General features: G+C 42.4%; 13 protein-coding genes and 1 tRNA gene. 7 read left to right on the top strand and 7 right to left on the bottom strand.

Annotated elements, in window-relative coordinates; genetic code table 11:
• The first annotated feature begins 304 nt into the window (after nt 1–304).
• From V7K69_RS22260 to rfbD, 5 genes are all read left to right on the top strand, one after another.
• Nucleotides 305–1,456, top strand: coding sequence for a hypothetical protein (locus V7K69_RS22260; RefSeq protein ID WP_335038305.1), 1,152 nt, complete (start codon nt 305–307; stop codon nt 1,454–1,456).
• 104 nt (nt 1,457–1,560) lie between these two features.
• Nucleotides 1,561–2,655, top strand: coding sequence for a glycosyltransferase family 4 protein (locus tag V7K69_RS22255; RefSeq protein WP_335038302.1), 1,095 nt, complete (start codon nt 1,561–1,563; stop codon nt 2,653–2,655).
• Nucleotides 2,656–2,747: 92 nt separating this feature from the next.
• The gene (locus V7K69_RS22250; RefSeq protein ID WP_335038300.1) at nt 2,748–3,824 is read left to right on the top strand and encodes a glucose-1-phosphate thymidylyltransferase; all 1,077 of its coding nucleotides are present in this window, start codon (nt 2,748–2,750) and stop codon (nt 3,822–3,824) included.
• 118 nt (nt 3,825–3,942) lie between these two features.
• Nucleotides 3,943–4,488: a dTDP-4-dehydrorhamnose 3,5-epimerase gene (rfbC, locus tag V7K69_RS22245; RefSeq protein ID WP_335038297.1), complete on the top strand. Its 546-nt coding sequence runs from the start codon at nt 3,943–3,945 to the stop codon at nt 4,486–4,488.
• Between the two features lie 203 nt (nt 4,489–4,691).
• Complete coding sequence (gene rfbD / locus V7K69_RS22240) at nt 4,692–5,582, top strand: dTDP-4-dehydrorhamnose reductase (RefSeq protein WP_335038295.1); 891 nt, start codon at nt 4,692–4,694, stop codon at nt 5,580–5,582.
• Between the two features lie 84 nt (nt 5,583–5,666).
• Here the strand turns inward: rfbD and V7K69_RS22235 are convergent, their stop codons facing one another.
• Nucleotides 5,667–6,401, bottom strand: a complete 735-nt coding sequence (locus V7K69_RS22235; RefSeq protein ID WP_335038293.1) for a 2-phosphosulfolactate phosphatase family protein — start codon at nt 6,399–6,401, stop codon at nt 5,667–5,669.
• Nucleotides 6,402–6,728: 327 nt separating this feature from the next.
• On the opposite strand from V7K69_RS22235, the gene V7K69_RS22230 reads away from it, so the two are divergent.
• Together V7K69_RS22230 and V7K69_RS22225 are read left to right on the top strand one after the other, a co-directional pair.
• On the top strand, nt 6,729–7,148 hold the full coding sequence (locus tag V7K69_RS22230; protein ID WP_094329782.1) for a BlaI/MecI/CopY family transcriptional regulator: 420 nt from the start codon (nt 6,729–6,731) through the stop codon (nt 7,146–7,148).
• The gene (locus V7K69_RS22225) at nt 7,148–7,987 is read left to right on the top strand and encodes a M56 family metallopeptidase (RefSeq protein ID WP_335038366.1); all 840 of its coding nucleotides are present in this window, start codon (nt 7,148–7,150) and stop codon (nt 7,985–7,987) included. The genes V7K69_RS22230 and V7K69_RS22225 overlap by 1 nt, the downstream gene beginning before the upstream one ends.
• A gap of 438 nt (nt 7,988–8,425) precedes the next feature.
• Here V7K69_RS22225 and V7K69_RS22220 read toward each other — a convergent pair whose 3' ends face one another.
• The 6 genes from V7K69_RS22220 to V7K69_RS22195 all read right to left on the bottom strand — a co-directional run bounded on the left by V7K69_RS22220 (nt 8,426) and on the right by V7K69_RS22195 (nt 14,219).
• The gene (locus V7K69_RS22220; protein ID WP_335038291.1) at nt 8,426–10,828 is read right to left on the bottom strand and encodes an ATP-binding protein; all 2,403 of its coding nucleotides are present in this window, start codon (nt 10,826–10,828) and stop codon (nt 8,426–8,428) included.
• Between the two features lie 2 nt (nt 10,829–10,830).
• Nucleotides 10,831–11,907: an nSTAND1 domain-containing NTPase gene (locus tag V7K69_RS22215; protein WP_335038289.1), complete on the bottom strand. Its 1,077-nt coding sequence runs from the start codon at nt 11,905–11,907 to the stop codon at nt 10,831–10,833.
• A gap of 314 nt (nt 11,908–12,221) precedes the next feature.
• Nucleotides 12,222–12,293, bottom strand: a tRNA-Asn gene (locus V7K69_RS22210).
• A 146-nt stretch (nt 12,294–12,439) separates the two neighbouring features.
• Nucleotides 12,440–12,991, bottom strand: a complete 552-nt coding sequence (locus V7K69_RS22205) for an NYN domain-containing protein (RefSeq protein WP_114082779.1) — start codon at nt 12,989–12,991, stop codon at nt 12,440–12,442.
• Nucleotides 12,992–13,255: 264 nt separating this feature from the next.
• On the bottom strand, nt 13,256–13,933 hold the full coding sequence (locus V7K69_RS22200) for an ABC transporter ATP-binding protein (RefSeq protein WP_114082780.1): 678 nt from the start codon (nt 13,931–13,933) through the stop codon (nt 13,256–13,258).
• A gap of 13 nt (nt 13,934–13,946) precedes the next feature.
• Nucleotides 13,947–14,219, bottom strand: coding sequence for a hypothetical protein (locus V7K69_RS22195; RefSeq protein ID WP_012410874.1), 273 nt, complete (start codon nt 14,217–14,219; stop codon nt 13,947–13,949).
• Between the last annotated feature and the right edge of the window lie 59 nt (nt 14,220–14,278).

Raw genomic sequence — 14,278 nt, 5'->3', positions numbered from 1 at the left:
TCTATCTTTTTTATCTAAGAAACCCACAGGTATAACAACCTACGCTTTAAAGATTCTTGCAAATCTGCAATCTCTTAAACTGACATTATTAACTTCATGATAAATTTTTGGGATGTATGAATGCTATGAATATAAGATTTCATAAAATTAACACCAGACCCCGGTTTACAAAAGAGATATATTCCTCTATTGTTTGTTAAATAAATTATTAAAAAACCTGTTTATTGTTAGTAATAATTCTGTTAAAAGACCAAAAATAAGTAATTAAGCTTTACACAACAAACTAAAAAGCGAGTCGAAAATTATGTTAGATAAAATAGCGCAAATCGTAAAAGGTATATTGAGCATATCAAGATTATTGAGAAAAAATTATCACGTCCCTTATAAAAGTAAAGAAATGCTGAATACAGAAAGTCAGAAAGTCCTGAATGCAGAAAGAGAGGAAGTCCCAAAGGTAGAAAGTCAGGAAGTTCTGAATGCAGTGATAAAAACAAATGAACAGCAGCCTAACCTTACTTTTTTAAATGAAAGACTACTTTTAACAGCAGATGCTATAAGCTTGAACATTAAAACTTTCGGCTATGAGTATGCTCGTAATTTACGTAAGCAGTTGACAATACCTAGTAATTTATCACCACAAAAAATCAACTTACAATCAAAAGCTTGTCAACAAAATGATATTCAATCAGATTGGTTTTTCTACTGGTGTCAAGAGATGAAAATTCCTGTAGCATACCATCGAAAACTGTGGGAATTTTGTTATATTTTACAAGCCTTATATGAATACGATTTACTTATTCCTGGACGTAAAGGTTTAGGTTTTGGTTGTGGTGAAGAACCTCTGCCAAGTATTCTTGCTGCTTATGATATTGCAATTACGGCTACAGATTTAGATCCAACAGCATCATCTGCACAAGGTTGGATAGAAACTAAACAAAATATGTCTTCTTTAGAAAAGATATTCCGTCCTGAGTTATGTACAAAAGAACTATTTACTAAAAATGTGAGTCTAAAGTATGTCGATATGAATGCTATTCCTGCTTACTTAGAAGGTCAATATGATTTCTGCTGGTCTGCTTGTGCATTAGAACATCTAGGTAGCATTAAAAATGGACTTCTATTTATCGAAAATTCTCTAAAGACTCTAGTTCCTGGAGGAATAAGTATACAAACCACAGAATTTAATTATTTAGAAGAAGAAGAAACTCTTGACAATAACGGAACAGTGCTTTTTAGAAAAAAAGATTTTGAACAAATTGCTAAAAAACTAACTGCGGCAGGACATCAAGTAGCACCCCTAGATTTCAATATTGGTTCTTGTGTGTTAGATAAATTTATTGATATTCCTCCATACTACAGTCAAGTACATGATATACCACAAGAAGCACATTTAAAGTTATTAATTGATCGTTTTGCTTCCACATCTTTTGGTATGATTATTATAAAAGCTATATAAAAATTTACGGTTATTAAGTTACCGTAGTAGTATTCTCTAATTTTAAAAAAGTTATATAAAAATTATTATTCTACAAGCATTATAGCCAAATGAAAAAATAATAAATGAATATAGTAGATGATTTTTCCTCTAATCAATTAATTATTAACCTATCTATTCTCTTGTCTCAACCAACGGGTATAGGCAACTATGCTCAAAATCTTTTTCCTTATTTAAAATCTTTGCAACCCACTTTATTAGTAACTCAAAAATATCCTGATTTTGACTGCTATCCAATACCGTCAAATTTAACCCCAGACCACGGTAAAAAAGGTCATTTAAACCGACTCATCTGGACACAATTTCAATTACCAAAAATCTATAAAAAACTCAAATCTAGTCTTTTATTCTCCCCGCTCCCGGAAGCACCCCTTTATAGCAATTGTCGTTTTGTTGTCACATCTTTTGACATGATACCGTTGCGCTTTGGCAAACGCTTCTCACCACTTACACCCTACCACCGCTACTACACTCCCCAAGTTCTTAAGCAAGCGCAACACATTATTTGTATCTCTCAGACTACGGCTAAAGACATCACAGATTTTTACCAAATTCCCGCCAGCAAAATTACTGCGATTCCTTTAGCGCACGATCGCACTCACTTCCTTCCTCTCAACCTCCCCACCCGCAACTACTTTCTCTACATCGGCCGCCAAGATCCATACAAAAACATCCAGCGACTCATCAGTGCTTTTGCGGCGTTACCTAACTGCAAAGACTATGAACTATGGTTGGTAGGGCCAATTGATTCGCGTTACACCCCGACTTTAAAAGTGCAAGTTGCAGAATTGGGTGTAACTAATCAGGTGAAGTTCCTTGACTATGTACCATATAGCGAATTGCCAAAAATAATTAATCAAGCGATCGCACTGGTTTTCCCTAGTCTCTGGGAAGGTTTTGGTTTACCTGTCCTGGAAGCAATGGCTTGTGGTACTCCCGTCATTACCTCCAATCTCTCCTCATTACCTGAAGTGGCTGGTGATGCGGCGATTCTCATAAATCCCTACAATACCGGAGAAATTACAGAGGCGATGCAGGCGATCGCAACTAATTCGGCACTGCGATCGCACCTTTCTAGTCAAGGTATTATTCACTCCCAACAGTTCAGTTGGGAAAAAACAGGAAAAGCAACCGCCGAAGTTTTATCCCGTTACCTATAAACTAACGCCAGAATTTAAATGCAATGATTTGGGATTTTGTCAAGGTTTCAGATTATCTTGACTAATGACTTGATAATTAATTCTAAATCCTGATGAAAGCACTAATTCTTTCTGGCGGTAAAGGTACACGCTTACGTCCCCTCACTTATAGCGGGGCAAAACAACTTGTACCAGTTGCTAATAAACCTGTTTTATGGTACGGCATTGAAGAAATGGTCGCGGCTGGTATTACTGATATTGGCATCATCATCAGTCCAGAAACCGGGGCAGAAGTCCAAGGGAAAACCGGAAATGGAGAATCCTTTGGAGCGAACATCACCTACATCGTACAAGATAAGCCACTTGGACTTGCTCACGCCGTCCAAGTAGCTCATCCTTTTTTAGGTGATTCTCCCTTTGTCATGTACTTGGGCGATAACCTGATTCAACTAGGTGAGTTACGTTACTTTCTACAACAATTTAGCCAACAACAGCCAGATGCTCTGATTCTCTTACGTTCAGTTGCTAACCCTAGCGCCTTTGGTGTAGCTGAAGTAGATGATACAGGACGGGTATTACAGTTAATTGAAAAACCCAAAGTTCCTCCTTCAAATCTGGCATTAGTAGGGGTTTATTTCTTTTCTCACCTGATTTATGATGCGATCGCAAATATCCAACCTTCTGCCAGAGGCGAACTGGAAATAACTGATGCTATTCAACACCTGATTAATCAGGAAAAGCAGGTTGTAGCCTACAATCTCAAAGGCTGGTGGCTAGATACTGGCAAAAAAGATGACTTGTTAGAAGCTAACCGATTGATTCTCGATACCTATCTGATAGCATCAGTTATGGGCGAAATTGATTCTCAAAGTCAGATTATTGGACGAGTAAAAATTGGTGCAAAATCTAAAGTAATTAACTGCACAATTCGGGGGCCAGTAGTCATTGGTAGCGATTGTCATTTAGAAAACTGCTTTATTGGCCCTTATAGTAGTATTGCTAACAACGTCACACTCATTGATACTGATTTAGAACACAGTGTGATTTTAGAAGGTGCAAAAATTGCCGGAATCCATCAGCGCATTATTGATAGTGTGATTGGACAAAGAGCGCAATTGAGTCTTGCACCTCGTCGCCCCAAAGCCTTGCGATTTTTGATTGGCGATGACTGTCAAATTGAACTGACCTAATTCACTTATTAAAAATAGGACAAGCCACCATTAAAGTTGGAACACAGTGCCTGTAAAATATGAATGCGAAGTTCATCTAACAATCAAAATACTGCGGCACATCCGATAAATAATATTAATGAGCATTGTAAATACCAAGATTCCTGAAGTTCTGCAAATTGAACCCCAAGTATTTGCAGACGATCGCGGTTTCTTTTTTGAAGCTTACAACCACCAAAAATTTGCTCAAGAGATAGGGATTGTTACGAACTTCGTCCAAGATAACCATTCTTGCTCTAAACAAAACGTTCTACGTGGATTGCACTATCAAATCCAACAGCCCCAAGGTAAACTCATCCGTGCTGTTGTTGGTACTATTTTTGACGTAGCTGTAGATATTAGAAAAAGCTCTCCTACCTTTGGTAAATGGGTAGGTTCAGAACTCAGCGCTGAGAACAAACGCATATTGTGGATACCATTAGGCTTTGCTCACGGCTTCCTCGTACTTTCAGAAATAGCTGAAGTTCTCTACAAAACTACAGATTATTACGCGCCCCAAAGCGATCGCACAATTTTATGGAACGATCCAGATTTAGCGATAGATTGGCCCGTGAGTGGGCCACCAATTTTATCAGCTAAAGACCAAGCGGGGAAACCTTTGAGAACGGCTGAAGTATTTGATTAAGTAGTCATTGGTCATTGGTCATTGGTCATTGGTCATTGGTCAGATACCCAGCCTCTTGCTATACCCTAAGCTTACTTTTATAGTGTGCGGAAAAACTTTGTCTTTCATCGAACTAATTCAAACCACGTTAAAGAGTGGGCATGGCTTCTCTTGGACAAATGACAAATGACAAATACTTCGGCTCCGCTCAGTACAAGTGACAAATGACTAAATCAATTTTGCTGATTGGTAGCAACGGTCAAGTAGGCAAGGAACTAGAACAAATCCTCTCAAGTTATGGCGATGTTATCTCAGTAGCACGCCCAATAGTAGACCTTGCCCAACCCGATAACCTCCGCAACTTTATCAAAGCAAAGCAACCGCAAATCATTATTAATGCTGCTGCTTACACTGCTGTAGACAAAGCTGAAAGCGAACCTGAACTTGCGATCGCTATTAATGCTACTGCACCCCTAATTATTGCCCAAGAAAGCCAAAAATTAGGAGCTTTTCTAATTCATATTTCGACCGATTATGTTTTTGATGGTAATGGCTATCGCCCTTACCAGGAAACCGATGCAACTAATCCCTTGAGTGTTTATGGTAAAACCAAACTTGCTGGAGAAGAAGCAATTCGGGAAGCCTGCGCCCATTATCTCATCCTCCGTACTGCTTGGGTTTATGGAACCTTTGGCAAAAGTAATTTTGTCAAAACCATGCTGCGACTAGGTGCAGAATGCCAAGAACTCCGTGTTGTCGCCGATCAAATTGGTAGCCCGACATGGGCGCAAGATATAGCCGCAGTCATCGCCCAGACGATTCCCCAGTTAACCCCAGAAATTAGTGGCACTTATCACTACACGAATAGCGGCGTTGCTAGCTGGTATGATTTTGCCGTTGCCATTTTTGAAGAAGCCCAACAGCTAGGCTTCCCTTTGAAAGTTGAACGTATTGTCCCCATTACAACTGCCGAATATCCAACACCAGCCAGTCGCCCAGCCTATTCTGTGCTTGCTTGTGGGAAAATTTCTGCGATTCTAGGGACTTATGCGCCTCATTGGCGACAAAGACTCCGACAAATGCTTAGGGATTTGAAAATTGGGAATGGGACATAGGGAATGGTTATTTTCATTTTCCTTGTCCCCCTTGTCCCCCTTGTCTCCCTCTGCCACCTGCTCCCTGCTCCCTGCCCCCATTCCCTATCCTCTTTTTAAAACTCCCGTTTCATGTTGTATGGGCAAAACATCTAAAATATCGGTTTGGGAACAGTATTTTAAATCATCTAGACAGTCAAGACGCAACAATCGTTGACCGTGACTAGCTTGGTGGAATAATCCTAATAAGTTATCTTGCCACTGAGAGTAAAGAGCGATCGCACCAGCCACTTCATCGTTACCAGCTAGTTCTTCTGGTGACAACTGTGTTTGTTTTAAAATACTATGAGCGATCGCACCCGCACAAACTGTATCCTCTAAAGAAAAACTACCTTCCCAACCGGAACCGACAATCCACACTGTCTCTGGTTGCTTCTCCAAGAGAAATTGCACCACCGCCGCCCGGTTAATCAAGGCTGCTGCTAATAGATTTGGGGAGTCTTGTACCCGTTGTAAAGCACGAGTGCCATTAGTGGTACTGATAAACAACCGTCGCCCCTGCACTAATTCTGGTGTGCAGTCGAGGGGAGAGTTACCCAACTCAAAGCCAGGTACTTTCGCCCCGCCGCGTTCTCCAGCCCGTAGCCGTTTTTCATCGGGCCATTTTTCGCTAACTTCAATTAACTTGTCTAAATCGCTGAATACTTGTACAGCTTCGCCTCCAGCTGCCAAAACTGTCGCTATTGTGCTAGTAGCCCGCAAAACATCGACTGCGATCGCACATTCTGGCGCTTTACCTGTTGGAGTCAATTCAGGAGTGTGGTATACGAATAGCTTCACGCGCTGGATACACCTGCTTTAATACAACTTCCGCAAATAACATTCTACCCAGTTGGTGACACTAACTATAGTTACAATTACTCCCAAAGATTTTTCTAGCATCAAAATACACTATGTAACCCATTCAATACATAAATACTCAAAAAGTCCATTTTTATGCTTATAGATTTTCAGACTTGCTGCATTATCCTGTAATGTAAAACAAGAACAGACTTTCTCAAGCTGTATTTGGCATTCCAAGTTAGCACCACTACGCATACTGACTAAGCTTGCCAAACAAAACTAAAATTTTCACCTCCAGTCCGCTTATCTCAAATCGAAATCGCTATGGCACCTTTACCCGACTACCGCCCTAAACAACTATCTTTAGGCCCCTTGGAAGCGGAAATTTTAAATATAATCTGGGAACTTGGTTCAGCCACAGTCAAAGATGTACACGATCGCATTTTGACTGATCCCAACCGCGAATTAGCCTATACTTCTGTCACCACAGTTTTACGTCGCCTCACTGATAAAGGTTGGTTAGCCTGCGATAAAAAAGAGCGAGCATTCTATTGGCGGCCAATGCTGAGTAAGCAGCAATCAGATGTCATCAAAGCTCATGAGCAGTTACAGCGATTTCTGGCAGTGGGAAACCCCGATGTTGTTGCAGCTTTTGCTGATAGTCTGGATGAAGCAGCTAGTGAGCAAATAGCAGCGATCGCCAAACGTATTCAATCTGCACGCCAAGCCAGGGAGGAAAAATGATGCATCTGATAATGATTTTGAATTCTTTGGCAGTTGCCTGGTGGTTAAGATCCGCTTGGAATCAACACCAAGGTAATTGGAATCTGCGGTGGCAGCGATCGCTATTTTTGTTTCTCTTCCCGCCCTTGCTAATTTTCATGACTGCGATCGCTGTCCTGTTCATGGGGCCTCAAGGTCAAATGGGCGGGATGTATACAGGCTCAATTAGCTATTTACTAGCATTAATTTATTTGGCATTTTTTGCCATTTCATGTATTAAACTTGCTTTCCAGGGTTGGCAGTCTGTTGAATCTGCCCGTAACTGCCCTTTAGTGAATGTTGGCGATAGACGAGCCAGACTGCTGCAAACGGGCGCGTTGTTTGCAGGTCAAATTGGTTTTTGGCAACCAGAATTAGTGGTTAGCCAAGGATTAATGCAAACTCTCTCACCCGCTCATTTAGAAAGCGTTTTAGCCCATGAGCAAGGGCATCACCATTATAGGGATACGTTCTGGTTTTTCTGGCTGGGTTGGGTGCGTTCTTGCACTGCATGGTTGCCGAATACAGAGCCTTTGTGGGAAGAACTTTTAGCTTTGCGCGAACTCCGTGCCGATGGTTATGCAGCATTGCAGGTAGACCCTCTGGTGTTAGCAGAATCACTATTATTAGTAGTTAGTAGCAGCCCCGTCTTATCGGAAATTTGCTGTGCTGCATTAGGTTCCTCTGGTGCAGATCGTTTAGAACAAAGAGTAGAAGCTTTATTAGCACCATCAGAACCAACCCCAGAAAATCAATTGCAATCTTGGCATGGCTTTCTGTTAGCTTTGTTACCTTTAGTAACTGTGATGTTTCATAGTTAATTACGGCACGAAACTATAACGGTAGCAACTTCTGCTTTCGCTGTAGAAGGTTCTGCGTTCACGTTTCAGTGTTTTGCGTAGTCTGTAGGAAGTTCTGCGTTCACGTTTCCTTATTCCGCGTAGTCTGTAGAAGGTTCTACGTTCACGTTTCCGTATTCCGCGTAGTCTGTAGAAGGTTCTGCGTTCACATTTCCGTGTTTTGCGTAGTCTGTAGCAGCTTCCTTTATGACTGTAGCGATATCGGTTGCGACAATAACGATGAAAACTTTGTTCTCTCCTACACCCATGTTTTTGAAAGTAGGTAAACTCTCAATACGGTTCGGTTAAGGCAAGAGACGCGATAAATCGCCGTCTCTACAAAGGACTGATTATTGTATTGCCTATTGCCTGTTGCCTGCCTCTAGGACTAATTTCGCAACTTAAATAAAATTGTCTATATCACTCTTCTTCTAGCAACTGTTCTATATATTTTTGTACTAAAGGCACTTGAAAAGCATTGCCTTCTGGAGTCAAGATTTCTTTTCGCGTTAGTTTGCGGATAACGCCTTTGTCTTGCTGTGTGGGAGTTTCCCCGTAGATTATCCGGCGTAGGAGAGAGCGATCGCTATCTGTTAAACTCTTCCATAATTCCCGAAAATACTGATCGCCTCGCTCAAGCACAACAGGTATAACTTCTTGAACATCCTGTGCAGTAGCTTTTGCTGTATCTGCTTCTCGCCTGTTTTTTCTGATATCGCGGTTTAGCAACTCTACCACCTCATAACACACCAACTGAACGAGATAAGGTTGACAGCGAGTAAGTCGGATAATTTCATCTACAGCAGTTAGTTCATAGATATCGCTGAAGTTTTCTACTGGCTGTTGAATCAAATCGCGGGCTTCTAACTCTTGCAAGTAAGTCATTCGCAAAGCACGGGTGTTAATTAGATAGTCACTCCAGTAATCATCAAGTTCAGATAACTCCTGCGAACCACTAAAAAGTAAAATCCACTTACGTTGGTGTTGCACCAGGTTACGAATAAAATTGAGAGGCGCACGGCTGCTTGTTGCTTCCACTACCTCACCGAGGCGTTCATATTCATCCAGACAGAGGAGAAATTGCTTACCAGAGTTGCTGCGTTCTATTTCTGCTAACCAAGTTTGCAGCGCGGGAAATGGATCTTCAGCTAGTTTCTTGGCATCTGGATAAGGTAACTTTACTGTGCGGGGTAATCGCCGTGCAGCTTCGATAATTTGTTGAGCTAAATTTTCAGCCAATCCTTTTAAGGTTGTGGCTGATGCTGCTCCTTGTAAATCTACTAGCAAAGGTACAATATTTGCTCCTATTCTGTAAGGTAGATACTTCAGCGCTGAGGTTTTCCCTGTCCTCCGCCCTCCGTAGAGTAACAACACTGGCGGTTGCTCAGAAAGCGCCAACGATTCGATTTCCTCAAATATGTCCTTTCGCCCTTTGAAACGATTCTTCGCTGTTTCGGGGTCTAGCGAGTTACCAGCAATATAAACTTGGCGAATTTCTTTTGATTGCTGTGCCTGTTCGTTTAAAGTGCGCTGCGCCGTCTCTAGTATAGTTAGCCAGCTTTGTGAAGTGTTGCCAAAAGAGACAGCAACGCGAGCATCTTTAGTCAAAGCTAGACTTTGCCCCAGTTGGCGTAATGCAGTGATGGGAATATTGAGTAACTCATATTTACGAAAAGGTGAAGTTGCTTCCTCTGATGCCCGTACATTCTGACTGATTTCCAAAAATTGGGGTAGTACAACGCCAAGTTCCTTTGGTGGTGGTGAGGGAATCCACGCTAGTTGGTTGGCAATTTCTACAATATCGCTCAACCTCTGACAACGATTGAGAATATCTACAGCAATACCAGAAATTGCCTGTGCTGCGACTTTTTGCTGATTGGTGGATGTAATTAGATAATTAATAGTTTCACGGGCAGCGACTGGGTTGTTTCGATAAGCCTCTACAATCATCACATCCATAAAAGGCAGAGGCAAAATAATCAATTCATCAAAGCGAGGGGGCAGATATCGCAAACAATTTACTCGCTTTCCATTGCGAGACAATAAAAACAGGGTGAGTATCCATAGTAATTCTGGCAACCACAAGTAAACCCGCAGCACACATAAAATAAACGCCACGCCTACCGCCACGCCTACCGCCACGCCTGCCGCCGCGCCTGCCGCCACGCCTGCCGCCACGCCTGCCGCCACGCCTACCGCCACGCCTACCGCCACGCCTGCCGCCACGCCTCCCGCCAAGCCTACCGCCACGCCTACCGCGCCTACCGCGCCTACTGCGCCTACCGCGCCTACCGCCATGCCTGCCGCCACGCCTGCCACCACGCCTACCGCGCCTACCGCGCCTACCGCCACGCCTGCCGTCACGCCTGCCGCCACGCCTAACGCCACGCCTAACGCCACGCCTGATAAAAATCTAGCTGTAAGAAAATAGGTAAGTACAGCAACAAGAAAAATAACTAGCCTATTTTTATTACCACCACGATCTAGAAGCCTTCCTATAAACCAGCCCACCAAAAAAACAAAGCTTATAAACCACTTAAATGACTCACTACTAACCAGAGTGTAAATTGGTGCTACCAGCAATACGGCAACCATTGGGATTACAGCAGTTAGCCACCAAATTTGCCCAGCATAGCGACGCAGGCGGGGGTTAGTACCGAACTCAGCCCGTTTATCAAAGGGGTTATCTATCCGCTTCAGTTCTGGATGAATATCGCGCAGCCAACGCTCAAAGATAAAAGGCTTGGAGTAAATCCAATACAGCAGGCGCACGCATTCACCCACATAATTCCAAAAGCCTGATGTTGGGGACTTGTTACTCATAACTATTTCACAAAGTTAAAAATTGTTCCCAACCACTCCTGTACTTGAGGCATGGTAAGCACACGCATCAGGCCCAAACCAATCACAATCAGAATCAACATTCCAGTGATTCTGCTTTTAACATCATCCCAACTCGTACCAATGAATGTGGCTAGACGACCCAGATGCAACGGTATATCCCATAACCAACCCAGCAATGATTGCCACCATTTTCCTTTTGGTTTTGATTTAGGATCTCCAAGCTGTTGTTTAAACTGCTGTTTCGCCCACTTGATTGCCTTGCCTTGTTGACGTGCTTCCCACAAATAGTAACCAGCCAATTGCAACTTGTAAGGATGACGATCGCCCCATTGCTGGGCATGACTCTGTTCATCTACACTCAAAGCTGCACCATTTGTAGAGCGACTTGGTAAGCGCGACAGTTCAATAGCCTCATCTGTAGTTAGTTCATTCAAAGAAATAGTGTGACCAAGATTGAAAAAACTAGAGACAAACCGATGCTCGTTAGCATAAACATCCAATTGTTTACGCGAAGCCACCACTAGCATCAAGGCGTTGCTATCCATCAGCGATCGCAAATTGTCATAAAATCCATTATCGAATTTATCGGGATATTTCAAAAGGCTTTCAAAATCATCCAGACAGAGAACGGGTAGCTTTCCTTGCTGTTTCCATTGCTTAACCGCATCTGAAAAAGCTTGACGATTAAGCGGCTTACTCTTCCAACAATTTTGCAGACTGTGTTGTTGCCATCCCTGAACGTGACTCAGTAAACCTTCAGCTACAGCCTCATAGAAACCCGTTTCAGTTTGGCAATCTACACCCCGTAACGGTAGGTAAATTACCACATAATTATTGCTGTTGTTTAATACTCGCTGCTGCCAAGTCAGAACGAAATAATGCAGCAACGAAGATTTACCAATGTGCTTCTCGCCAACTATATTAATACTTGTAGGCTGATCGCCCTTCATCCGAGATGCGATCGCGTGTAATTCATCTTTACGACCAACAAACAGCCTGGGGTCTTCAATCATCCCCGCAGCCACAAAGGGATTGGCAGGCAGCGCTCCAGAAGTCATGTAAAGCGTTTATCCTAGTTTCAGCTTAAGTGCAATCACCTAAAAGAATAGCACCCGATTTGTAGAGACGGCGATTCATCGCGTCTCTTGCCCTAAACGTGGTATCCAATAAAAATATTTATTTAGCAAATAGCCCAATGTCTACTGCTAATAGTGCAAAACAAACCATTGATGCGATCGCAATCTTTGTTGAACCTCCAGCACTTGTTTAGAACAAGCACCAAAATATCCATCACTCAGAAACGTCACAGCCGAGTCAAGCGACCATAAGTTTCTTATGGATAATCCAAAATTTAAAATCCAAAATTGATAAACTCCCCAGGCCGGATTCGAACCAGCGACCAATCGATTAACAGTCGATCGCTCTACCACTGAGCTACTGAGGACCACTCACGATTTATAATCTTAGGGCTAAAAATAAGATTTGGCAAGTACTTTCGCCAATATTTTTTTTAGAAACTTAATTTAGATAATTTTTTGAAGCCAAAATCCATTCAGTAACTTAAGCAGAGACTCTTAAATACTAGATAATCTACTGTAATCCCATTCGTAATTCAGCCAGACGCTGCCGTGCTTTAGCATCAATAGCATTAGCTAAAAACCTACTTTTAGATTGTTTCCGCGTATGATACTTTTGTCGCATCCGGCAGACAGTGGCTTCCACTTCCCCACAAAGTTGTTGCGCCGACAACCATTCAGCCCCATACCCCTGTATCATCAACTGCTGCGCCCGATCTGATGTAGCAACAATCACACGAGAAATTAAAGATTGGGCTATTTGGTGACGAAAAGAAGCACAGGATTTTTCAATATAAGTATCTGCTGTCTGCCCAAAATCAGTGTAATAAACTGATAAAAGCTCAGTAATTATTTCTTTATTGCTAGAAGAATTCTGATATTGGGCATCAAAAACTATCTGAGTTGTATAACCTTGAAACGCACTATAACCAGTCATTGCTTCCACAAGTTCGCCCCGTGCGGCCTCTAATCCAACGCTATCACGCGTTTTTTTAAGGCAAGGCCAAGCACCTATTATATTGTAGCCGTCCACTAACAAAACGGCTTGGAGTAAGGAACGGGGCATGGTTTTTAATCACAATTTTCTAGAGTTAACAAAATTCATTCATAAGTTTTATAATAATTGATGGATTGTCTGTAACACTATGCTACACAGAATAAAAAATACGGCTACCTCACAAAACCCAAGCCTCAAATAGACGCACCAACTTAAAACGCGCCTTTTAAATAAAGGCGCGTTACAGTTCTTTTTTAGTAGTATTCAGGAGTGCTAAGTACAACTCATTGTACTTATTCACTCAGCACTCAGCACTCAGCACTCATTACTCAATTAAGAGGCTTCGCTGTGTACCTCCATCAGACGTTGTTTGAGGCGTTGGGCTTCACCTTTATCTACCAGAGAGCCTTTTTCTAGCAAAAAAGCGCCGTCACAGTAATTTAACTCATCTAATCGATGTGTTACCCACAAAGCTGTTATCCCTCGACTTTTGACAAGACGACGGACACTAGCAACTAAATCTAACTGGCTATCTGGATCTAGTAAGGCAGTGGGTTCATCTAATAATAAGACTTCACAGCGACGGGCGATCGCACCTGCGATCGCCACTCGTTGTTTCTGTCCCCCAGAGAGTGCATAAATAGGTCGTCGTTGCAAAGTAAGCAAATTCACCGCTCCTAACGCCTCCTCAACCCTGGCTCTAGTGGCAGCAGGTGGCAACTTTTCTTCCACCAATCCAAAAGCCACATCCGCACCAACAGTTGGCATCACCAGTTGATGATCTGGATTTTGGAAGACAAAGCCAACGGGGTGTAAAACCCTAATTTCGCCAGATTCAGGAGCCAATAACCCCGCCAGCAGTCTAAGTAACGTTGATTTTCCACTGCCATTTGTACCCAAGAGCATCCAAAACTCACCCTTGGGTACTTCTAAAGAGCAAGATTTGATAACTTTCTCTCCATTTGGCCAACTGAAATTTAAATCCTTGACCTCAATGCCCACTTGAGCCATTTGTCAACCTTGGTTACTCAGCAGCTACAGCGAAAAATCCAGGTGGTCTTCCACCACCAGGGGTTGTACCATCTTTCTGAACAATCTGCACCCCAGAAATTTCACTAGCGCGGACAGCAATTTTTTTCTCTGTCTTGCCCTCACACTTGAGTTCCACAATGTCAGGATTCCCAGAACGGATTGCTGCCAAAATAAGCTGATAGACAGCCTCAGCATCCTCTGCTGACTTACGTTGTACCGAAATAGGGAAAGCAGTGTTTCTGATGCTTAAATCGATGGTAAACATTTAGCAATAATCAAATTTAACTGTGGACTCATTTTAGCGTCAGCTGAGTGATTCTAGGG

It is taken from the genome of Nostoc sp. (genome assembly GCF_036917775.1).
GTDB lineage: Bacteria > Cyanobacteriota > Cyanobacteriia > Cyanobacteriales > Nostocaceae > Nostoc.
Note: the sequence above shows the minus strand (reverse complement) of the source record. Positions and strands in the feature narration are given on the sequence as shown.

What these genes read in the sequence shown, in the direction of transcription:
- V7K69_RS22205 (WP_114082779.1), bottom strand. Translation starts at nt 12,991, where the DNA reads ATGCCCCGTTCCTTACTCCAAGCCGTTTTGTTAGTGGACGGCTACAAT.
- V7K69_RS22200 (WP_114082780.1), bottom strand. Translation starts at nt 13,933, where the DNA reads ATGGCTCAAGTGGGCATTGAGGTCAAGGATTTAAATTTCAGTTGGCCA.
- V7K69_RS22250 (WP_335038300.1), top strand. Translation starts at nt 2,748, where the DNA reads ATGAAAGCACTAATTCTTTCTGGCGGTAAAGGTACACGCTTACGTCCC.
- V7K69_RS22195 (WP_012410874.1), bottom strand. Translation starts at nt 14,219, where the DNA reads ATGTTTACCATCGATTTAAGCATCAGAAACACTGCTTTCCCTATTTCG.
- V7K69_RS22230 (WP_094329782.1), top strand. Translation starts at nt 6,729, where the DNA reads ATGGCACCTTTACCCGACTACCGCCCTAAACAACTATCTTTAGGCCCC.
- rfbC (WP_335038297.1), top strand. Translation starts at nt 3,943, where the DNA reads ATGAGCATTGTAAATACCAAGATTCCTGAAGTTCTGCAAATTGAACCC.
- V7K69_RS22255 (WP_335038302.1), top strand. Translation starts at nt 1,561, where the DNA reads ATGAATATAGTAGATGATTTTTCCTCTAATCAATTAATTATTAACCTA.
- V7K69_RS22260 (WP_335038305.1), top strand. Translation starts at nt 305, where the DNA reads ATGTTAGATAAAATAGCGCAAATCGTAAAAGGTATATTGAGCATATCA.
- rfbD (WP_335038295.1), top strand. Translation starts at nt 4,692, where the DNA reads ATGACTAAATCAATTTTGCTGATTGGTAGCAACGGTCAAGTAGGCAAG.
- V7K69_RS22220 (WP_335038291.1), bottom strand. Translation starts at nt 10,828, where the DNA reads ATGAGTAACAAGTCCCCAACATCAGGCTTTTGGAATTATGTGGGTGAA.
- V7K69_RS22215 (WP_335038289.1), bottom strand. Translation starts at nt 11,907, where the DNA reads ATGACTTCTGGAGCGCTGCCTGCCAATCCCTTTGTGGCTGCGGGGATG.
- V7K69_RS22225 (WP_335038366.1), top strand. Translation starts at nt 7,148, where the DNA reads ATGCATCTGATAATGATTTTGAATTCTTTGGCAGTTGCCTGGTGGTTA.